This window comes from Ruegeria sp. ABD4_443, assembly GCF_056160865.1.
Genome location: NZ_JBSWYA010000004.1, coordinates 40615 through 61666 on the forward strand (window position 1 = coordinate 40615; position 21052 = coordinate 61666).

Consider the following 21052-nt stretch of genomic DNA (forward strand, 5'->3'; position numbering starts at 1 on the left):
TTTCAGGCCGTCTTCCACCTGTGCGCCAGGGCGCGGGCGCTGTCCGACAGCAGCTTGACGTCCAGGCCGACCGCCAGGAACTGGGCCCCCATCTCAAGATAGGCCTGGGTTGACTCGTCAGTGGTGGCCAGAATGCCAGGGGCTTTTCCGGCGGCGCGAATGCGGGTCATGGCATCCGCAATGACAGCGCGCACTTCGGGCCTGGTACTGTCGCCCTGAAACCCCATATCCGTTGACAGGTCCGCCGGGCCGACAAAGACGCCATCCACGCCATCGACCTGAAGGATGTCGTCCAGTTCGGCCATGCCTGCGCGGTTCTCCACCTGCACCAAAAGGCAGATCTGCTGATCGGCGGTCTGCATGTAATCGTCAACAATGCCGAACATCGTGGCCCGCGATGCGGATGCCCCGACACCGCGCGTTCCCTCGGGGGGGTAGCGGCAGGCCCGGACAAGCGCCCGCGCCTGGTCGGCGCTTTCGACCATGGGCACCAGAACCGTCTGTGCGCCAGCATCCAGAACCATCTTGATCATCCATGTTTCGCCCACCGGAACCCGAACCACCGGATGCGAGGTGCTGGAGGACAGCGCCAACAGCTGATCCCGGATCGAACGGATGTCGTTTGGTGCATGCTCTCCGTCGATCACCAGCCAATCGAACCCGGCGGTGCCCATGATCTCGGCCGAGACGGCCTCGGCGAAATTCATCCAGCACCCGATCTGGCGATCGCCCCGGGCCAGGGATTGTTTAAAGCGGTTGACGGGTGCGGGCATGGAAAAGGCTCCTTGGGGTCAGGGTCGGGGATTAGGTCAGGCGGTCAGGCTTGCGCCAATTTGGGTGATCACGTCATAGGCCATCATCACGTCGGCGCGGGTCGTTTCAAACTGTCCGGCCTGAAACCGGATCGCCAGTTTCCCACCTGTTCGGGTCTGCGTCAGGTAGATACGGCCATCATCGTTGATGGCATCCACCAAGCGCTGGTTCAGCGCATCCAGGTCCGCGGCGCCGTGCGATCCGGCCGGCACCAGACGGAAGGTCCACAGCGACCACATCGGAGCGGTCACGATGTCGAAATCAGGGTGCGCGGCCAGCTTGTCATGCAACGCCTGCGACCATGCGATATGATTGCGCATCCTGTCGCGCAGACCTTCAAGGCCAAAGGCGCGGATCACGAACCACAGTTTGAGCGCCCGGAACCGGCGACCCAACGGGACGGACCATTCCGAATAGTTGATGATCCCGTCCTTGCCGTGTGTCCTGAGGTATTCGGGGCTGATCGCAAGCGTTTGCACAAGATCATCGGGGTTTTTCAGGAAATGGGCGCAACAGTCGAACTGAACCCCAAGCCATTTGTGCGGATTGAAGACGATACTGTCGGCCTGTTCGACCCCCGTCCAGTAGTGGCGGAATTCGGGGCATATCATGGCCGACCCGGCCCAGGCGGCATCGACATGGCTGAAAAGCCCGTATGCCCGGGCAACCTGCAGGCAGGCATCCACCGGGTCGGTCGCGCCCGTGCTGGTGCTGCCGACACACAATACCACACCCGCGGGCTGAAACCCGGCGTCCAGATCAGCCCGGATCGCATCCTCAAGCGCCGCAGGATCCATCCCGCGCCAGTCGCCGCTGGTGGGAATGCGAACAAGGTTGTCCTGCCCGATACCGGCAACCCAGATCGCGCGGTCCACGGATGTATGGACCTCGGCCGAGCAATAGACGCGCAGCGGCTTCTGCCCGAACAGGCCCTGTTGGTTGCCGCGCCAGTTCAGCGCTTTTTCCCGCATCGTCAGGACAGCGGCCAATGTCGCCGACGAGGCCGAATCCTGAATGACCCCGGCAAAAGGCTGTGGCAGGTCCAGCGCCTGCCGCAACCAGTCCATCATCCGGGTTTCCATCTCGGTGGCGGCGGGCGATGTCTGCCACAGCATGCATTGCGGTGCGATTGCACTGGACAGGAATTCAGCCAGGACCGATGGCGCCGAAGCGTTCGAATTGAAATAGGCGAAAAAGCGGGGGTGTTGCCAATGGGTGATGCCGGGCATGACGATCCGCTCGAAATCGTCAAAGATCTGTTCCATCGCCTCGGCCTTTTGCGGCGGCGAGTCGGGCAGGGCGTTCAGGATCTCGCCGGGTTCGGTGCGGGCGCGAACGGGTCGGTCACCGACCGTCTGGTGATAGTCCTGCGCCCAGTCGGCAACCTTGTGGCCCCACTCCGAGAATTCACCCCACTGCATCCAATCCCTCGCTTGGTCCAAGACCGCAAAACCGGTCGAAACTTTATGGGGCTCAGTGAGGGTCAATGGCCCAGCAAGGTCAATGAGTTTCTGCGCCAGCGGGGCGTGCGAAGGTGTGTTCATGAACCCCTACCCACTGCGATTAGTCTCTAATAAGGCGAATTCCAACGATTTGCGGGGATGGCATGCGAAGCCTTGTCACCTTGCGGAGATGGCGGAATTGCGCGAAGATTCCGCATGACCGACGACATGCCCCTGACTTCGCGATCCCTGCCCATTGCGCTTTTGCGTGCGCGGGAAAAGGTCATGGCGCCCATTCGCACCATCCTGGCCGATGTCGGTGTGACCGAACAGCAGTGGCGTGTTCTGCGCGTCCTGAACGAGGAAGGCCCGCAAGAGCCGACGCGCATCGCCGAACGGGCCTGCCTGTTACTGCCAAGCCTGACCCGAATTCTGCAAAAGCTGGAAGACAAGAAGCTGATCAAGCGTCAGCCGGACCCGAAAGACGGTCGGCGGCAGATCATCGAAATCACGTCAGGGGGCATGACGATCATTCACCAGAACCTGAAGGCCTGCACGCAAGCCAGCGAGAACCTGCGTTCCCGGTTGGGGCAGGACAGGCACGAATTGCTGTTGGATCTGCTGAACGAGGTCGGCGAACCCGGTCAATAACCCATAGGTGTCCCCGCCGGAGAAGAAGGGGGGAATCTCCGGCGGGACGGCCAGACGCGCGTTAACTGGCGTGTCTGACCAAAGACCGAAACCGCCTGACGATTGCAGGGCTTCCGGTCACTTTTCGGAGAATGGGCTGATCTGAAAATGCAGACACACCCAAATGGCCATACGCCTCGGGGGACGGGGCGATGGTCAGGGTCTCCGAAAACCTTTTGTTCTGTTGCAGATGCGCAGGGTCGTTGGCGTGGTGTATTGCCAAGTCACCACAGATGGCAGAGCGGCTGGACATTGCGGATCTGTCGAAATCTTGCGCCTTGGGTGCGCAATTGCGATGCGGTGCATCGGGTTGGGTGGTGCAACTTACATCCCTTGTGACACTTGACCTAGCGCGATCTGGACGGATTCCAAGCCCAGCCGCGGCCCAGCGTATGGCCGTGGTTCGCGTGTGCCGTTGTGATGGCCGCTGTACCGTGCCAGCCATGATCCTGCCCTTTCGGCCCTATTGCCCAGTGGGATTGTGATGCAATTGCGATCATATGGATCAGCTCGCCTGATGATTGAAACGGCAATTTCCGATCCTGCGGGAATTGGGCAGGATTGCGCTTATGAGTTTTGTGCCGGGTGGCGAAAATCAGCGTGACGCGGCGCACTTCTTCCTTGGGCTACGTCTTTGGGCGCGTGGGTGACCCTGCCAGACCAGAGTCAGACGGCATCTTTCATCCAATTATCCGCAAATTCGACCTGATCCAGTTCCGCAAAGCGGCGCACGCGGTCCAGTTCGGCATTCAGACGCCCGGTCCGGGCCTTGGACCAGCGGACCGACCGCTCGGGCCAAAGCGCCTCGACCCGCAGCGCTCCGCGGTCGCGATGGGCCTTCATGTCGATCCGCCCGATCAATCGATCACCTTCGAGCAGCGGAAATACGTAATACCCGAACACGCGTTTGGGCGCGGGTACGAAAATCTCGATCCGGTAATGGTATCCAAACAGGCGTTCGGTTCGGTTGCGATCCCGGATCATCGGGTCAAACGGGCTGAGAACGCGGATGCGTCCGGGCATGGGTCCGATCTGTCCAACCGTGTCGCATGTGCCGGGGCGGGTCAGGACCTTGCGGGTCTTTCCATCGGCCAGTTGCACCTGGATTTCGGTCAAATCGCCCCGAGTCAGAGCCGTTTTTGCCCAGTCCCGGGCCTCGGCCGGGGAGACCGTATCCCAGAACGCGGCCAGCTCGCCATGGGTGGCAAAACCCAACCGGTCCAGGGCTGCATTGCACAGCCAATCGACCGTTTCCGCCGTATCGCAGGGTATCGCGCCGGGGCACAGGGCGGTATCAATGACACGTTCGGTCAGGTCATAGCGTTTCTGGAAACCGCTCCGCCCGGTCACCGTCAAAGCCCCCGAGCGCCACAGATATTCCAACGCCGTTTTCGACGGGTGCCAGTCCCACCAGCCGCCCGGTGATTTCTTTTCGTCCTTGCCGATGTCAGAGGAACTGACCGGCCCGTGGTCACGAATATGATCCAGGACGGTTTGAAATCGCTGTTCATACCCGTCGCGACGCCAGTTCTTCCACCGCGCCTTGAGCACGTCCGCATCGCGGCGGAACCGCAGGTGCCAATGGCGGTAAAACTCCATCGGGATCACGGCCGCATCATGCGTCCAATGCTCGAACAGGGCCTTGTCACGTTCGTACAGCGTCTTGAGGTTGCGCGCGCGGTATCCGGGACTGCGGGAATACAGGATCATGTCATGCGCGCGTGCGACCGTGTTGATGCTGTCCAGCTGCACGAACCCGAGGCTGTGAATCAGGCCCAGCAACCCGCGCCCGCGGGCCGCGCCAACAGGCTGGGCCGCCAATCCGTGGCGCTGCATGAACAGGGCGCGCGCGGCCGTGTTGTCCAGGGTCTGAAGGCTCATGCTGTTAGCGCCGTTTGAGCGTATCCCCATAGCTGATGGTCGGGGTCAGGGTGATGCGCGTTTCCTGATCGGATTCGGGGTTTTTCAACTGTTCCGCGATGATCTCGGCAGCCTTGCGACCGATCTCAAGCCGGCAGGCATCCATCGTCGCCAGTTTGCGCGGCAGACCTTGCAGCAATTCCACATTGTTGAAACCGGCCAGGCCGATCTGACCCGGTATGTCGATCCCCTGATCCAGCAGGTACAACAGCCCCCCGGCGCCGATCATATCGTTGGAATAATACAGAAAATCCAGTTCCGGCGAACGGGTGAGCATGGCCTCGGTCATTTCGCGCCCCTTGGCCAGCGCGGACCCGCCCGAGTAAAACTCGCGGTCTTCAATCTCGATCCCGTGCTTGCCAAGAACCTCGGTAAAGCCCTCAAAGCGTTTGCGGGCGCGATGGTCCAGCGGCATCTTGGTGCCCATGAAACCGATATGCTCGTACCCCGCCTTCAGGATGGCTTGGGCCATTTCGCGCCCGGCGCGGCGGTGCGAGATGCCGACCATCGAATCCACCGGCTTGCCATCGGTATCCATGATCTCAACCACCGGAATCCCGGCCGAATCCAGCATGGCGCGGGCGGCATCCGTGTGTTCCAGACCGGCAATGATTACCCCGGACGGACGCCACGAAAGCATCTCGTACAGCACCTTTTCTTCTTTCTCGGGAAGATAGTCGGTGACGCCGACCACAGGCTGAAGCTCGGTATCCTCAAGCACCTGGTTGACCCCTGTCAGCACTTCGGGAAACACCATGTTGGACAGCGACGGAATGATGACGGCCACAAGGTTGACCCGGCTGCTGGCCAGCGCGCCCGCGATCTTGTTCGGGACATAGCCCAGCTCTTTCGCGGCGGCCAACACGCGGGTGCGCGTGGCGTCGGACACGTCACCCCGGTTGCGCAACACCCGGCTTACGGTCATTTCCGACACTCCCGACGCTTCGGACACATCACGAAGGGTTAGCGGGCGTTTTGTTTCTGTTGTCACCGGGATACCTGCATGGTTGTTTTGCCCGATGGTAGCGTGAACAGGGCGATCTGTTCAACTGTTACGCAAACCCGATGACAAGCCCCGAAAAGCCCGCTACAGAAGGCGGCACGCGGCCCCGTGGCTCAACTGGATAGAGCAGCCCCCTCCTAAGGGGCAGGTTGCAGGTTCGAATCCTGCCGGGGTCGCCATCCGCGCGATGCAACCCGCTGTGTTTCAATCTGATTTGGCCACGCGCCCTGCTTTCACCCTTGGTTGTTCAGGGCCCGCATACGCGGTCGGTCAGGACCATGATTGCCGCAGCAACCCAAGCAGCGCGGCGATGGTGGGGTTGCGCTTGTTCTGGGACAGGGTGACAAAGCTCAGGCAGGCGGGAACAGAGACCGAGTCGCATATGGCCAGGCCGAATGTCTGTCTTTGGTGCAACGCGATCGAGTCCCGGCACAGGCTCAGCCCGATGCCCGAGCGCACCATTTCAAGCATGGACGCCTCTTGGTCAACCAGGGCGACGGCGTTCTGCCTGCATCCGTGTCGTTCGAACTGCCGCGTCAGCAGGCGGTGGTGAACCGAGGTTTCCGGCGTGCCGATCCACGGCAGCGCGGCCAGATCGGGCCAATCGGCATCCTTGATCCTGTTTTGCCACCCCGCAGGCGCAACGACCCGGTAGGAAAACCCCGCCAGCGTAAGGGCGTGCAGGGTTTCATCATCGCTTACCGTTCCCCCGGATACCTCTTCCGGAGCGCTCAGATAGAAACCGCCATCGATCTGGCCCCGTTTCAGCCAGGTCAGAACATCGCCGCTGACACCGTGCACAAGTTCGGTCTCGATACCGGGATAGTCGCTGCGCAATTGCCTGAGAAGCTGGCCCAGCCGAATGAACTCGGGGTCGACAATGGTGCCGATCTTGAGCTTGCCACTGACGCGACCGGCCTGTTGCCGGACGCTGCGGCGAAACTCGGCCATTGCGTCCAGCACCTGCTGCGCCTTGTGCAGCAATGCGGCCCCTTCATGGGTGATCTGTACCCCCGTCGGCGTTCTGGTGAACAGCGTAAGGCCGGTTTCGGTGCTCAGCCGCTTGATCTGGTGGCTGACGGCCGGTTGCGTTAGGTTCAACACCTCGGCCGCGCGGGAAACGCTGCCTTCCCGGGCCACGGTCACGAAGGCCAAGATCGTGTTTATGTTCGAAAATCGGTCCATATAAAAGTTGCTAATATAGCAGAGTGAGATTTGTCATTAGATTTTTCGCGCCAACACGGCAAGGATCGGCGCAGCCCGCATCCAAGGCGGGCGATCCGGGCCGGTTATGGGCGGGGTCTTGCATCAGGCAGATCAGGACACGGTGGATCGGCGACCGCCCCGGTGCGAAAGTGATGACAAAGTGACAGAGGATAGGCCAAATGCCGGAAGGTTCGACCAGGTTCGACTATATCGTGATCGGTGGCGGCTCGGCCGGGTGCCTGATGGCCAACCGGCTGAGCGCTGACCCGAAGAACCGGGTATTGCTGCTGGAGGCTGGCAAGCCCGATACCTATCCCTGGATTCATATCCCGGTCGGCTATCTGTATTGTATCGGCAATCCGCGCGCGGACTGGATGTACAAGACCCAGCCTGCCAAGGGGTTGAACGGGCGCAGCCTGCTGTATCCGCGCGGCAAGACGCTGGGCGGGTGCTCATCAATCAATGGCATGATCTATATGCGGGGGCAGGCCAGGGATTACGACAACTGGGCCGATCTGACCGGCGACCCGGACTGGAGCTGGGAAAACGCGCTGCCAGACTTCAAGGCGCATGAAAACCATTACAAGCTGGACGGGGGGGCCGATCCGGCCACGGGCGACAACAGCCGGTTTTCCGATCTGCACGGGCATGGCGGCGAATGGCGCGTGGAAAAACAGCGCCTGCGCTGGGATGTTCTGGACAGTTTCGCCGAGGCGGCGGTCGAAAACGGCATCCCCAGAACCGATGATTTCAACGACGGTGACAATCTGGGCGTCGGGTATTTCGATGTGAACCAGCGATCGGGGTGGCGTTGGAACACGTCCAAGGCCTTTCTGCGCCCGGCCAAGTCCCGTCCGAACCTTGTCATCTGGACTCAGGCGCAGGTCGAAAAGCTGACCTTTGGCAAGGATGGCGACGGGCGGTTGCTGTGTACCGGGGCGGTCGTTTACCGCAAGGGTCAGCGGATCGAGGCGCAGGCGAGCAAAGAGGTCGTATTGTCGGCCGGCGCCGTGAACTCGCCCCAGATCCTTCAGTTGTCGGGGATCGGTCCGGCCGCCCTGTTAAAGCAGCACGGCCTTGACGTGGTGATGGATGCGCCGTTCGTGGGTGAAAACCTGCAGGACCATCTGCAAATCCGCGCGGTCTACAAGGTCAAGGGCACGCGCACGTTGAACACGCTGGTCAATTCGCTGGCGGGCAAGGCGCGGATCGGTCTTGAATATATGCTCAAGCGTTCAGGCCCGATGAGCATGTCGCCCAGCCAGCTGGGGGCGTTCAGCAGATCGGACCCCTCGCGCCCGCATGCCAACCTTGAATACCATGTTCAGCCGCTGAGCCTTGAGGCCTTTGGCGAAGACCTGCATGATTTCCCGGCCATGACGGTCAGCGTGTGCAATCTGAACCCCACCAGCCGTGGCCATGTGCGGATATCGTCGCCCGATTTCCGCCAGGCCCCCGAGATCACGCCAAACTACCTGGACACCGAAGAAGACCGCAAGATCGCCGCCGAAAGCCTGCGGCAGGTGCGCGAGATCATGGCCCAGCCCGCGATGCGCGCCTACGAGCCCGAGGAATTCAAACCCGGTATTCAATACCAGACCGATGATGAACTGGCCCGATTGGCCGGGGATATCGCCAGCACGATCTTTCACCCGGTCGGTACCGTAAAGATGGGTCACCAAGACGACCCAACCGCCGTGCTTGATCCGCACCTGCGCATGAAAGGCGTGGCGGGCCTGCGCGTGGTTGATGCGTCGATCATGCCCGAGATCACCAGCGGCAATACCAACTCGCCAACGATCATGATCGCCGAAAAAGCCGCGCGCTGGGTGCTGGATGGTCAATAGGGTCCGGTAAGCTGTGCCCCCCATGGACCCCGTGCGGGGCCCACATTGATCCATTGCCATTCATCCGCCACGGGGTGCGGCAAAAGACGGCAATTGCCCAACGAAAGACCCTTGAACGGGTCGATCCTTCAGTTTAAACGAGCGGTCGCATCGCCTCAATAGCTCAGCTGGTAGAGCAGGTCCTTCGTAAGGACAAGGTCGGGGGTTCGAGTCCCTCTTGAGGCACCATTTTCCTTTTCAACGTCCTTTGCCCGGCCCGTTCACGAACTTGCGTAGTTCAGGGAAACATCCAGCAGGTGCTTTGTATAGGCGTTGTCGGGTTCCATGCGCCGCATCTTTTCGATGCCCAAGACCTCGACCACCTCACCGTCGCGCATTACGGCGACGTTGTCGCACATATGGCCAACAACCGACAAATCATGGGAAACCATGACGAAGGTCAGCTTGTGTTCCGCCCGCAGGTCGCTCAGCAGGTTCAGGATTTCGGCCTGAACCGATACGTCCAGGGCCGATGTCGGCTCGTCCAGCAGCAGAATTTCCGGTTCCGGGGCCAGGGCGCGGGCAATCGCCACGCGCTGGCGTTGTCCGCCCGACAGTTGATGGGGATACCGGAACCGGAAGGCGGCCCCAAGCCCGACATCATCAAGCAGGCGGTTCACTCTGGCGTCGATGTCCTTGAACCCGTGCAACTGCAGCGTCTCGGACAGAACCTGATCCACGGAATGGCGCGGGTGGAGCGAGGCATAGGGGTCCTGAAACACCATCTGGAGCATCTTGTAGAACGCGCGGCCCCGCTTGGGAAGAACAGGCGCGCCGTCGATTTCGATGTCGCCGGACCAGGTCGGAACAAGTCCGGTAATGGCGCGCAAAATGGTCGATTTGCCGGACCCCGACTCGCCCACCAGGCCGAAACTGCCGCCGCTGGCCACGTCGAAAGAGGCCGCTTTGACAGCATCGACACGGTCCGGGCCCTCGCCAAACCAGACATTCAGGTTTCTGACGGATAGAGATTTCATAGCAGGCCACTCACGCTGGGTTGTTGACGCCATTCGGGATCGCGCACCAGCGCTTCCAGCCGGGCCTTGGGTTCGTCAAGGCGGGGCAGAGAGTTCAACAGACCCTGGGTATAGGGGTGTTTGGCCTCGTGCAGCTTGTCGGCTTGGCAAACCTCGACGATCCGCCCGGCATACATGATCAGGACACGGTCGCAGAACTCGGCCACCAGGTTCAGGTCATGGCTGATAAAGATCAAACCCATGCCGCGGTCCTGGACCAGTTGGTTCATGATACCAAGAACCTGCCCCTGAACGGATACGTCCAGCGCGGATGTGGGTTCATCCGCAATCAGGATCTGGGGGTTGGGTATCATCATCATCGCAATCATGATCCTTTGCCCCATTCCGCCCGAAACCTCGTGCGGATAGGCGCGCAGCACCCGTTCGGGGTTGCGGATCGAAACCGCTTCGAGCATTTCAATTGCCCGCGCGCGGGCATCGCGCCGGCTTGCCTTGTTGTGCAGCCGGTAAGCCTCGATGATCTGGTCGCCCACCGTCATCACCGGGTTGAGCGAGAATTTCGGGTCCTGCATGACCATCGAAATCCGTGACCCGCGCACCGCCCGCATTTCCTTGTCAGAGGCGTTCAACAGCGGCTGCCCCTGCAGGTCGATCCGTTTGGCCTCGATCCGCCCCGGCGGTCGGATGAGTTGCAGGATCGCCCGGCCTGTCATGGACTTGCCAGACCCGGATTCGCCAACAATTCCCAGACGTTCGCGCCCAAGCGAGAAGGAAATGCCCCGGACCGCGTCAAATACGCCGCTACTGGTTGGAAACCTGACCCACAGGTCTTCGACATCAAGAAGGTTCATGATTTGCCATCCTTGGGGTCCAGTACATCGCGCAGGCCGTCACCCAGCAGGTTGAAGGCAAGCGAGACGGTGAAAATGGCAAGCCCCGGAATCGTGGCAACCCACCAGTGATCCAGCAGGAACCGGCGCCCCTCTGATATCATCGCCCCCCATTCCGGTGAGGGGGGTTGCGCCCCGAGGCCAAGAAAGCCAAGCCCTGCGGCGGTCAGGATGATGCCTGCCATATCAAGCGTCACCCGCACGATCAGGGATGAAATGCACAGGGGCCAAATGTGCCTTGTTATGATCCGGACCGGACCTGCCCCCTGCAGCCGGATCGCACTGATAAAGTCCGATGACCGGATTGTCAGTGTCTCTGCCCGGGCAAGACGCGCATAGGGCGGCCATGCGGTCAGTGAAATCGCCAGCACGGCATTCTCGATACCTGCGCCCAGGGCTGCGACGAAGGCCAGCGCCAGAACGAGCTTGGGGAAGGCCAGAAAAATGTCGGTGATCCGCATCAGGATCGTATCGGTCCAGCCGCCCACATAGCCTGCGATGGTTCCAACCATCAATCCGGCAACCGGGGCGATCAGCGCAACAAGCGTCACGATGTAAAGCGTGATCCGCGACCCATAGATCAGGCGGCTCAGGATATCGCGCCCCAGCGAGTCCGTGCCCAGAAGGTGCCCCTCGCTGCCGATTGGCAGCAGGCGGTCGGACAGAACCTGTGCATAGGGATCATAGGGCGCCAGCCAGGGCGCAATGGCTGCGATAATGACCAGCGCAACCAGAATGCCCAGGCCGAACATTGCCATGTGGTTCCTGCGCAGCCGCAGCCAGCCCTTGAAGGCCGCAGACAGCCTTGCGTGACGCCGCGATGACGGCGTTTCGCTTAGCAGCCATTCCCGAAACGACTGTTCGGCGCGCGAATTGGTTGATTCAGTGGTCATCGCGCCCTCGGGTCAAGGACCTTGTAGAGAAGGTCGCAGAAGATGTTCAGAAGGATGAATACCAGGCCGACAACCACGGTGCCCCCCAGGACGGCGTTCATGTCTGCCGAAAGCAGGGCCGTCGTGATATAGGAACCGATCCCCGGCCAGGAAAAGATGATCTCGGTCAGAACGGACCCTTCCAGCAGGTTGGCATAGCTTAGCGCGAAAACGGTGATCAGTTGCACGCGGATATTGCGGAACGCATGCCCCCAGATCACGGCGCGTTCGGACATGCCCTTGACCCGTGCGGTGGTGATATATTCAGCCGAAAGCTGTTCAAGCATGAAGCTGCGGGTCATGCGGCTGATATAGGCAAGCGAGTAATAGCCCAATATGGATGCGGGCAGGATGATATGGCTGAAGGCATCGCGGAACACGGTCCAGTTTCCGTCAAGCGCCGCGTCGACAAGCATCATGCCGGTAACGGTCGGCACCATGCCTTCGTAAAAGATCGAAACGCGTCCGGGCCCGGCGACCCAGCCGAGGATGCCGTAAAACACCAAAAGCCCCATCAGGCCCATCCAGAATACCGGCATCGAATAGCCGACAAGCGCGACCACGCGGGCAATCTGGTCAATCCATGACCCCCGGTGCACGGCGGCCATCACCCCAAGGGGAACCCCGGCAAAGATGCCGATCAATGTGCCAATGGTTGCCAGCTCGAATGTTGCGGGAAACACGCGCGCGATGTCTTCGCTTACGGGCCGTGCCGTCAGCAGGGAATCTCCGAAATCGCCGTGCAGGACGTCCCAGATGTAATAGCCGAACTGGACCAGCAGGGGCTTATCCAGCCCCATCGCCTTATATGCCGCATCATAGGTTTCCTGTGATGCACGCTCGCCGACCACGGCCAGAACCGGGTCAATCGGCATGACGCGACCGATGATGAAGGTGATGAACAACAGCCCCAGCATCGTGAATGCAACCGAGGCAAGTGTGGTCGCGGTGGTGCGCATCCAACGCGGAAAGGGCGGGCTGACCCGCCCTTTCACTTGTTTTTCAGCCAGTGCCATTTACTTGGTTACCGCCCAATACGAAACTGCCGTGATGGCGCCGCCCAGGCTCAGACCTTCGACGGCTTCGTTCATCCCGGCCTGTTCGGTTTGCTGGAACATGATGGCAAAGGGCGCTGTTTCGCGGAAAGTTGCCTGAATATCGTGATACATCTTCTCACGTTTTGCGGTGTCACCTTCGACGACGGCTGCGGCGGTTTGCTCGGTCAGCCCGCCAGTGTCCCAGCTGTTGCGCCAGGCCAACAGACCGGTTGCGTTCGCTTCGTCCGAGTTGTCGGGGTTATAGGCAAACGTGCCCGCATTGGTTTGCGGGTCGGGGTAATCAGGGCCCCAGGCACCCAGATAGATGTCAAGCTCGCGCGCCCGGTACTTGGCCAGGATCTGCTTGCCGGTGCCCACCTCAAGATTTACCGTGACCCCGGCCTGACCAAAGGTGTTTTGCAACGATTGCGCGATTTCCAGACGCTCTTGCGCCTCGCGCACGCCGATGGTGACTTCGAGGTTTTCAACACCCGCAGAGGCCAGAAGTTCCTTGGCCTTGTCAACGTTCAGCGAGAACGGGTTTTCATCGACCGCACCAAGATATGTGCGCGGCAGGAAGTTCTGATGCGTCACGTACCAGTTCTTCAGAAAGCTGTTCTCCATCCCGTCATAGTCGATCAGGTATTTCAAAGCCTGACGGACTTCGGGTTTGGACAGTTCCGGGTGTTTCTGGTTGAAGGAAACATACATCAGGCGGCCGCGCATTTCGCGCATGATTTTAACGCCTTCCACGCCTTCCAGGCCATCGACATCCGACGGCGTCAGGTCGCGGGCCACATCGATATCACCGCGTTCCAGCATCAGGCGCTGGGTGGCGCTTTCCTGCACATGGCGGACCACCACCCGCTCCATCGCAGGGGCGCCCAGATAGAAATCGGCATTGGCATTCAGCATGACGCTTTCTTTCGGCTGCCAAGCCCCCAGAACATAGGCACCGGATCCGGCCGAGTTGGTCTTGAGCCACTCGTTGCCAAGATCGCCGTCTTTTTCGTTCTCCATCACCAGTTTCTCATCGACGATGCTGCCGAGGGTTGCGGTCAGGCAGTTCAGGACAAACGAGATCGCATAGGGCTTGTCGGTCGTGACCGAGACCGTGTTGCCGTCAACCTTGATGGTGTCGTTGATGTTTTCCGGGGTAAAGCCAAACTGGGTCAGGATGAAGGCCGGTGTCTTGTTCAGCAGGATCACACGCCGCAACGAGAACGCGGCATCTTCGGCGCGCACCGGGTTGCCCGAGGCAAATGTGACCCCCTCGCGCATGGTAAAGGTGATGGTCTTGCCATCTTCGGAAACGACCCAGCTTTCCGCAAGGTCGGGCTGGTATCCCGCTTCGAGGTTTGCCGGGTCAAAATTCACCAGCTTGCCATACATGTTGCGGATTACGTCGGCGCCTGCAAATTCAAAGCTTTCGGCCGGATCAAGGGTCGTGATGTCGTCAATCCGGTTTGCGATCACCAGCATGTTGTCCGGTGTTTCCGCCATGGCGGGCAGCGCGGTCAGCCCCATTGCCACGCCCAGCGCGGCCGAAGTCAAAAGCTTACCTAGATTGGTCATTTTCAAATCTCCTGTTGGTCGATATCTTTGTCGTTCTGTTGGTGGGCTGCCGGGTTATTCATTCCAGCTGGACCGCAGCACCCTGATCCAGTTGCGATTGCAGATTTTCTCGACAAGCGGTTCGTCATACCCGTGACGGCGCATGGCCGCGCGCAGGTTCGTCAGGCCCGAGACATCCTTGATGTCTTTCGGAATCTTCGCCCCGTCGAAATCAGACCCCAGCCCCACACGATCTTCGCCCAGTTTTTCCAGCAGATGGTCCAGATGGCGGATCATCATCTCTAACGGCGTGTTTTCGTCCATGCGCCCATCTACGCGCAGAAAGGCGGTTGCAAAATTCAACCCGACCATGCCGTCCGTTTCGGCAATTGCCGCCAACTGTTTGTCCGTCAGGTTTCGCGCCGATGGTGTCACCGCGTGCGCGTTCGAATGCGTGGCGACAAGCGGCTTGGTGCTGTGGCGGGCGACGTCCCAGAAACCGGCCTCGTTCAGGTGCGACAGGTCCAGCATGATCCCCAATTCATTGCAACGGCGCACCAGCCGCACGCCATCATCGGTCAGGCCGGGGCCTATGTCCCCGTCCGAGGGGAACCGGAATGGCACGCCATGACCAAAAATGGTCGGGCGGCTCCAGACCGGACCAAGCGAACGCAGACCGGCGGCATGAAGCACCTGCAAAGTGTCAAGATCGGGGTCGATCGCCTCGGCGCCCTCCATGTGCAGGATCGCGGCGATCTTGCCGTCTTTCATGGCCGCTTCGATATCTCCGGATTTGCGTGCAATGCGCAGCAGGCCGTCTTCCTCAAGCTTCAGAAGGATCGCCGCCTGAGACAGCGCCACGGGCGCGGCCTCCTGCCAGCCAATCGGGTCGGGAAGAGGCAGGTCAAAAGGCGGGTTCTGCATCTTTTCATCTTCGCCGACATCCGATGTGGAAGAGGGGACAAAAATGGCAAAGAACCCACCGCCGAACCCGCCGCTTTTCGCCTTGGCAAGATCCAGATGACCATCGCTGCCTGATTCGAACATGCCACGCGCCGAAACGCCGCCCGCACGGTAGATCTTGAGAAGCAGATCGTTGTGGCCGTCGAAAACAAGGGGGTTTGTCATGTCCGGCGCTGTGGTGGTGCCCGAGGATTTGGTGTTCATGGGCCGCAGGCTATCAGTGAATAAGAATTAGGCAATCGGGTTCTGTATCCCGTGATCCATAAATCCTGATGGCATAACCGCTTTTCACTGAAGCAAGATGAATTTTTACGCACCGGCCCTGAACCGCTGACCGCTGCGCCTTGTTCGCCTTGCGCGGCAGAATATCAGGTCACGGCGACATAGGTGTCGTCATCCTGCAGCCGCCGTTCGAATTGAAGGAATTCGAAATAGCCGCATTTGGGTCCGTGCGGATAATCGCGACAGGCTGCGGGGCGTGCGGCATAGATCGTGCATCGGCGCAGATCGGTGTCGAAGAACGTGCAGATCGTTCCGAAATGTTTGTCGGCCTTGTGCTTGAGCATCAGCGGATACCTGCTTTTGCCTTTGTACATGCCGTATTTCGTGAAACGCGTTATCACCCCTTCGGCATCGGTCGAGAAGTGTTCGCCCAGCCGCGCCAGGTCTGCATCGGTCAGGAAAATCTCGTCATAGGAACAGCAAAAACCGGGGCAGGTTTCGCAGGAATAGGTTTTTGACGGCACGCGCGCGTCCCCCGGAAATGACAAACCCGCCGAAAATGCCCCTGAATCAGATAAGTGTCGTCAGGCCATTTGATTAACGGTATTAAGAATTTGGCCAGATTGTCGGCCGACTGCAATATGAAATAATTTCTGGGGAGCGTACCATGAGTGATCTAACACTGTTCGTGCTGGAAGCTGATCTTAAGGATCTGTCGACGAAGCAACTGAACAAGATTGAAGAAGTTCTGCTTCGTTCGCAAAACAGCGCGGTGCAGCAGATCGAGGATATTACCTCGGCGTTGAAGGTTCTCAACGACGCCCGTCAGAGCCGCGGTGACGACGGTCCAACGACCAAGAAAAGCCCGCAGCCGAAATAACCGGCAGGCGTATCGCCATGGCCTGTGGTTTCAGGCCGTGGCGTCCGGCCCGCGCATCCTGTCTGCTGCGCGGGCAAGGTCTTGTGTCACCGCGACGCCCGCGCGGGCCGTCCAGTGATCGAAATGTGCAACCGACGCCGGCAGTGCGGCCCATCCGTACCGGGCCTGATCCTGCGCCGGGGCGTTTCTGAGGCGTGTCAGCGCGGCCAGACCGTCCGCCAGCAGGCGGTCTGCCATTTTGGGCGATCCGGGCTCATCCCACAGCGACCCGCGCGCCGTCCACCGCCCCGCCGTATGCAGCAGGTTTGCAAGCGCAACGTAGAAACTGCCGACGCCGATATAGTTTTCCAGCGTATAGACCCGGTGCGTGAACTTGCCCGGCAAAAAGATCGTTTCGCCGGGTTCGACCAGAAACCAGTGGGCGCTGGGCAGGGACAGGAAGGTCTGCAGATCGAACCGGGCCTTTGTGTGGACCGACACCCGTTCAACATCTTCCAGACCGGCCTCCAGCCCCTCATAGGTTTCCCAGGCCAGCCAGAGTTTGCGGCCGTGAAAACAGTGGTTGCAGACCGCCATGTCGTCGGAATGGGAATCCGTCAGTTTCCCGGCGGTGCTGAAGACGGCTGTCAGCACCTCAAGCCGCTGCAATTCAGGCGCCGCGCCCGGCATCAGGTTCCAGGGTGCCAGGAAATCCACATCGAACAGATCGGACAGGTCCTTGTCGCGGACGGGCAGGTCGGTGATACCCAGAACCGCTCCGGGAACCTGCCAGCGCTGCATGATTTCCCGGATCGTCAGGTTGCGCTTGGCGTCGCTGCTTCCGAAGCGCACCGGATAGGTGTCCTGGCCGCGGCTGGCCCGCAACGCGCCGATCAGCGCGTCGGGCGCGGCCAGGTCGTCCCGGCGCAGCGGCGCGGGGAAATCTTTGAACAATATGGGCGATTGCGTCGCGATACTGTCAAACAGGGTTTCGGGCCGAAAGCTGACGGGCCGCAGGCGCGTGTCCTCCAACTGGTTCTGGATGGTGTCGGGGGCGTGCAGGCTGCGGTCGCTGCGTGCAAGCCGCTGAAACATCGCCAGGGGCGAGACCTCTGCGCCCTGTTTGCCGCGTTCAAGAAGGCTAGGCTGCATCTGTCGGCTCCTGCACTGACATGGCCAGCAATTCCCGCGCCAGCCTTTGGTCTTTGGACGGTTCATAGGTCTTTACGCAGGCAACGACCTGTTCCAGCAATTGCACAGTGTCGGCAGTCACCCCGGACGCTATTTCGGACCGGGCCAGGCTGTTCACCGCCTTGAGGCTGAGCGACACCGCGCATTGCGTGTTGGCCAGCTCAAGCGCCTGGAGAAAGCACTGGCGGGCCGCCGTGGGTTGCGGGTCAGGCCCGATCAACAGCAATTCACCGCGAATGCGGCGCGCTTCGGGGGCAAGCCAGGGCTGTTCGCGAATGATATCGTCGACCTCGGACAGGCCCGCATCGCGGCGTCCGATATGCAGGTTGACCTTTGCGATCAGCAGCGCCGAGAACCCCTGTCGCCACTTGTTGGACATCAGCGTCAATCCCTTTTCAGGGTCGCCGTTCTCGCTCAGGGCCCATCCTTTCAGGTTGCGGCCCCATTCGACAAAGAACGGGTAATCCTGCTTTTTGGACAGGCCGACAATGTCGTCCGCGACATCCAGCAATTCGTCGGGATGACGGGACATATGCAACAGGACACCGCGCATCAGAAGCGAATACAGAACCGAGTGCTTGTATGCGATTTCCTGCGCCAGTTTCATCGACCGGTCGGCGGTCTCGATGGCGGATTTCGTATCCCCCAGATACCATTGGTTCAGCGCCAGGTAGGACAGGCTTTCGACGCCGGGGTCCTCGCCCGTACTCAGCGCCAGCGACTGAAACCGCACCGGGTCATAGATTTCGACGGATTTCAGCAGGTGTTCGCGCGCATGTTCATGTTCCCCGCGCAGCGTCGCGGTAACCCCGCACAGGCTGTGGGCCACCAGCCGGGATACGTCATCTTCCTGTTTCTGCGAGAAAGTCAGGCACATATTGGCAAGCGCCTGCGCGCGGTCATAATCCGACCCGACCTGTGCCGAATTCCACATGCCATAGATGATCTCGTGGAAATGGGTGTCCTTGTCGATTGTTTCCGACAATTTCCACGCCGCATCATAGGCGGCGACGGTTTCCGGCGCGGTGTATCCCTTGACGCTGGTCAGAGCCGCGCCATAGGTCGTCAGCAACGCGATTTTCTTGTGATCCGTCTTTTGATCTCGGGGCAGGGCATCCAGCAGGGCCAGGGCCTGGTCCAGATGCGAAAGGGCCTCGGTCGTTGCGGAATGTTCCATCGCCAGCCTGCCGGCCTGTTCCCAGTAATGCAGCGCCTTGTCCTGGTCATTGGCCAGAAAGAAGTGCTGTGCCAGGATTTCGGGCGATTGCTTGACCACCGTTGGAAAAGACGATTCCAGCTTGCAGGCTATGTCGCCATGCAGGTCGCGCCGGGTGTCGCGGGTCATGCTTTCGTATATCGCGTCATGCACCAGCGCGTGCTTGAACATAAAGCTGGCTTCGCCCTTGCGCGGGTTTTCGACAAACAGACCGGCCTTTAACAGGATACGGATGATGCGCCGCGTTTCGGCGGGGTCCATGCCCAGAACGCCAAACAGCAGCGTGTCCGAGAATTCCGAGCCGATCGCGGCGGCGCAACCGGCGACGTTGCGCGCCTCGGGGTACCTGTCCAGCCGGGACAGCAACGAATCATAAAGGGTCGCCGGGATCGGAACATAGGTTCGCGCGCCCGGTCGGTTCGGGTTCTGGGCACCGCTTTCCGAGTAGTTGTTGCAGACCGTCTTGGTCAGTTCCTCCAGAAACAGCGGAATACCGTCCGACTTTTCCAGGATCTGGTCGACAAGACTTACCGGCAGTTCCAGGCCGGGCGACATGTTGCGAACGATCTGAAAGCTTTGCGATTTTGACAGGCGGCTCAGGCGCAGGCTTGAAACATTGGGCAGGCGCTTGATCGGCATCGCGTCGTCATCGCGGGTGGTGATGATCACCAGGACCCGCAGGTCGGCCACTTTTTCGGCCAGCAGTTCCAGCAATTCGATGGATGTCGGGTCTGCCCAATGCGCGTCTTCGAACAGGATGATCGCAGGGTGCTTGTCGGCAGTGCTCAGCAGCAGGCGGGCAATGCAGTTCAGCATCTCTTTTTTCTGCCGTTCCGACGACATCACCGGCATGGACTGATCGCCCGTCCCGATCTGCAACAGGCCGGACATCAGCGCCTGGTCCTTGGCGCCGGTGATCCCGCGGCGGTCCAGGAACCGGCCAAGTTTTTCCAGCTTGGCCTCGGATGTGTCCGTATCGCTCAGCCCGGCGCAGGACTGGACGAATTCGACAAAGGGCCGCAACGAACTGTTGGCGTAATAGGACCAGCATCCCAGCCGGAACCGCACCACAGCCGGGCCCTTGACGCGCTCATAAATCGTGTCGGCCAGCCGGGATTTTCCGATCCCGGCCTCGCCGGACACCAGGATAACGCGGCCGTCACCTTCGCGCGCCGCGTCCCAGCGATCTTCCAGCAGGCCGATCTCGGGGGTGCGCCCGACAACGCCGCGGTCATGTTCGTCATCCTGCCACGGCGTCCGTTCGCCGCCCTTGACCTGTCCGATCACCTCGCAGATGCGCAGGGGCTGTTCGACCCCTTTGACCATGACACCGTCCTGAACGGCAAAATGGAAACGGTGGCGGGCAAGGTCGGCAGTCGTGGAACTGACAACCACCGAATTCGGCTTGGCGACATTCTGCAACCGCGAGGCAAGGTTGGGCGTGTAGCCCAGCACATCGACCTCTTCCAACTGGCCCGACGTCGTGGTGTTGACCAGCACCTTGCCGGTCGCAATCCCGACCCGAACAGACAGGTGTTTGGCGATTTCGCTGGTTGCCGTCCTCGTGAGGCCTTCCATCGCTTCGGTGATATCAAGCCCGGACAGGATCGCGCGTTCGGCGCCGTCCTCATAGGCGTGCTGGTGGCCATAATAGGCCATGACGCCGTCGCCATGGGTGCTGGCGACAAACCCGTCATACCGCTCGATCGCCTGCGACCAGATTTCACGGCATTCGGAAATGGCCTCGCTCAGGTCTTCGGAATCGAACCGGGTCGACAGGGCGGTCCATCCGATAAGGTCGCAAAACAGAACGGTAATCTGCCGATGCTCGGCCTTGGTCACCGGGGCGGGGGCCTGGTCCGCGTCCCCGGACCCCGCACCGGTTTGCGGGGGGGTGGCCTTGAGGTGCTGCCAGAACCGTCGCCGATCGCCCAAGGGCAGACCCAGTTCGACAAGATCGCTTTCGGTCAGATCGCCGATGACATCCAGATCAACCGCAGCGTCGCGAAAAGCGTCCGCATGACGGCCCAGCTTGGCATCTTCGAGCCATGTGTCGAGTTGAGGTTGATCCTGTGACATGTGGGGGGGACGATCCGGGTTCGTGTGTCAGTTCCTTGAGCTTTTGCCACCGATATGGTCGCAGGCATGGCTGGCGTTCAGTCCGTTATACCAGATTCGCGCGTGAAACGCTGAAAATCATCCCGGATGACGGATCGTCTGCGGCTTTGCGCATTGATGGCGAACGAGTCAC

At 60.5% G+C, this 21052-nt stretch carries 17 protein-coding genes and 2 tRNA genes; 5 read left to right on the plus strand and 14 right to left on the minus strand.

Features of this window, described 5'->3' with window-relative positions; genetic code table 11:
• Nucleotides 1-2 precede the first annotated feature (2 nt).
• Entirely contained in the window at nucleotides 3-773 is a 771-nt protein-coding gene (locus ACXAG8_RS09180) for an HpcH/HpaI aldolase family protein (RefSeq protein WP_475223565.1), read from the minus strand.
• A gap of 36 nt (nucleotides 774-809) precedes the next feature.
• On the minus strand, nucleotides 810-2234 hold the full coding sequence (locus tag ACXAG8_RS09185) for a pyridoxal phosphate-dependent decarboxylase family protein (protein ID WP_475223566.1): 1425 nt from the start codon (nucleotides 2232-2234) through the stop codon (nucleotides 810-812).
• A gap of 237 nt (nucleotides 2235-2471) precedes the next feature.
• On the opposite strand from ACXAG8_RS09185, the gene hpaR reads away from it, so the two are divergent.
• On the plus strand, nucleotides 2472-2906 hold the full coding sequence (gene hpaR, locus ACXAG8_RS09190; RefSeq protein ID WP_475223567.1) for a homoprotocatechuate degradation operon regulator HpaR: 435 nt from the start codon (nucleotides 2472-2474) through the stop codon (nucleotides 2904-2906).
• Between the two features lie 705 nt (nucleotides 2907-3611).
• Here hpaR and ACXAG8_RS09195 read toward each other — a convergent pair.
• Together ACXAG8_RS09195 and ACXAG8_RS09200 are read right to left on the minus strand one after the other, a co-directional pair.
• Nucleotides 3612-4826: a winged helix-turn-helix domain-containing protein gene (locus tag ACXAG8_RS09195; RefSeq protein ID WP_475223568.1), complete on the minus strand. Its 1215-nt coding sequence runs from the start codon at nucleotides 4824-4826 to the stop codon at nucleotides 3612-3614.
• Between the two features lie 4 nt (nucleotides 4827-4830).
• Nucleotides 4831-5856: a LacI family DNA-binding transcriptional regulator gene (locus ACXAG8_RS09200; RefSeq protein ID WP_475223569.1), complete on the minus strand. Its 1026-nt coding sequence runs from the start codon at nucleotides 5854-5856 to the stop codon at nucleotides 4831-4833.
• Nucleotides 5857-5970: 114 nt separating this feature from the next.
• On the opposite strand from ACXAG8_RS09200, the gene ACXAG8_RS09205 reads away from it, so the two are divergent.
• Nucleotides 5971-6047: transfer RNA gene (locus ACXAG8_RS09205), tRNA-Arg, on the plus strand.
• A gap of 91 nt (nucleotides 6048-6138) precedes the next feature.
• On the opposite strand, the gene ACXAG8_RS09210 is transcribed toward ACXAG8_RS09205, so the two are convergent.
• Entirely contained in the window at nucleotides 6139-7053 is a 915-nt protein-coding gene (locus ACXAG8_RS09210) for a LysR family transcriptional regulator (RefSeq protein ID WP_475223570.1), read from the minus strand.
• A gap of 200 nt (nucleotides 7054-7253) precedes the next feature.
• Here ACXAG8_RS09210 and ACXAG8_RS09215 point away from each other — a divergent pair, with 200 nt between their 5' ends.
• Both ACXAG8_RS09215 and ACXAG8_RS09220 read left to right on the plus strand, forming a co-directional pair.
• Nucleotides 7254-8921 carry a GMC family oxidoreductase gene (locus ACXAG8_RS09215; RefSeq protein WP_475223571.1) on the plus strand — a complete coding sequence of 556 codons (1668 nt, stop codon included), beginning with the start codon at nucleotides 7254-7256 and terminating at the stop codon, nucleotides 8919-8921.
• A gap of 152 nt (nucleotides 8922-9073) precedes the next feature.
• Nucleotides 9074-9149: transfer RNA gene (locus tag ACXAG8_RS09220), tRNA-Thr, on the plus strand.
• Between the two features lie 32 nt (nucleotides 9150-9181).
• Here ACXAG8_RS09220 and ACXAG8_RS09225 read toward each other — a convergent pair.
• From ACXAG8_RS09225 to ACXAG8_RS09255, 7 genes are all read right to left on the minus strand, one after another.
• Nucleotides 9182-9937, minus strand: coding sequence for an ABC transporter ATP-binding protein (locus tag ACXAG8_RS09225; protein WP_475223572.1), 756 nt, complete (start codon nucleotides 9935-9937; stop codon nucleotides 9182-9184).
• Nucleotides 9934-10791, minus strand: coding sequence for an ABC transporter ATP-binding protein (locus tag ACXAG8_RS09230; RefSeq protein WP_475224136.1), 858 nt, complete (start codon nucleotides 10789-10791; stop codon nucleotides 9934-9936). The genes ACXAG8_RS09225 and ACXAG8_RS09230 overlap by 4 nt, the downstream gene beginning before the upstream one ends.
• Nucleotides 10785-11720, minus strand: a complete 936-nt coding sequence (locus ACXAG8_RS09235; RefSeq protein ID WP_475223573.1) for an ABC transporter permease — start codon at nucleotides 11718-11720, stop codon at nucleotides 10785-10787. Before ACXAG8_RS09235 ends, ACXAG8_RS09230 begins: the two co-directional genes overlap by 7 nt.
• Complete coding sequence (locus ACXAG8_RS09240; protein ID WP_475223574.1) at nucleotides 11717-12775, minus strand: ABC transporter permease; 1059 nt, start codon at nucleotides 12773-12775, stop codon at nucleotides 11717-11719. The genes ACXAG8_RS09235 and ACXAG8_RS09240 overlap by 4 nt, the downstream gene beginning before the upstream one ends.
• Entirely contained in the window at nucleotides 12776-14371 is a 1596-nt protein-coding gene (locus tag ACXAG8_RS09245; RefSeq protein ID WP_475223575.1) for an ABC transporter substrate-binding protein, read from the minus strand.
• A 54-nt stretch (nucleotides 14372-14425) separates the two neighbouring features.
• The gene (locus ACXAG8_RS09250) at nucleotides 14426-15478 is read right to left on the minus strand and encodes a dipeptidase (protein WP_475224138.1); all 1053 of its coding nucleotides are present in this window, start codon (nucleotides 15476-15478) and stop codon (nucleotides 14426-14428) included.
• A gap of 203 nt (nucleotides 15479-15681) precedes the next feature.
• Nucleotides 15682-16059, minus strand: a complete 378-nt coding sequence (locus ACXAG8_RS09255; RefSeq protein ID WP_475223576.1) for a YkgJ family cysteine cluster protein — start codon at nucleotides 16057-16059, stop codon at nucleotides 15682-15684.
• Between the two features lie 143 nt (nucleotides 16060-16202).
• On the opposite strand from ACXAG8_RS09255, the gene ACXAG8_RS09260 reads away from it, so the two are divergent.
• The gene (locus ACXAG8_RS09260) at nucleotides 16203-16415 is read left to right on the plus strand and encodes a hypothetical protein (protein WP_475223577.1); all 213 of its coding nucleotides are present in this window, start codon (nucleotides 16203-16205) and stop codon (nucleotides 16413-16415) included.
• A 30-nt stretch (nucleotides 16416-16445) separates the two neighbouring features.
• Here the strand turns inward: ACXAG8_RS09260 and ACXAG8_RS09265 are convergent, their stop codons facing one another.
• Nucleotides 16446-17546, minus strand: coding sequence for a hypothetical protein (locus tag ACXAG8_RS09265; protein WP_475223578.1), 1101 nt, complete (start codon nucleotides 17544-17546; stop codon nucleotides 16446-16448).
• Nucleotides 17536-20880: an ATP-binding protein gene (locus ACXAG8_RS09270; protein WP_475223579.1), complete on the minus strand. Its 3345-nt coding sequence runs from the start codon at nucleotides 20878-20880 to the stop codon at nucleotides 17536-17538. The genes ACXAG8_RS09265 and ACXAG8_RS09270 overlap by 11 nt, the downstream gene beginning before the upstream one ends.
• Between the last annotated feature and the right edge of the window lie 172 nt (nucleotides 20881-21052).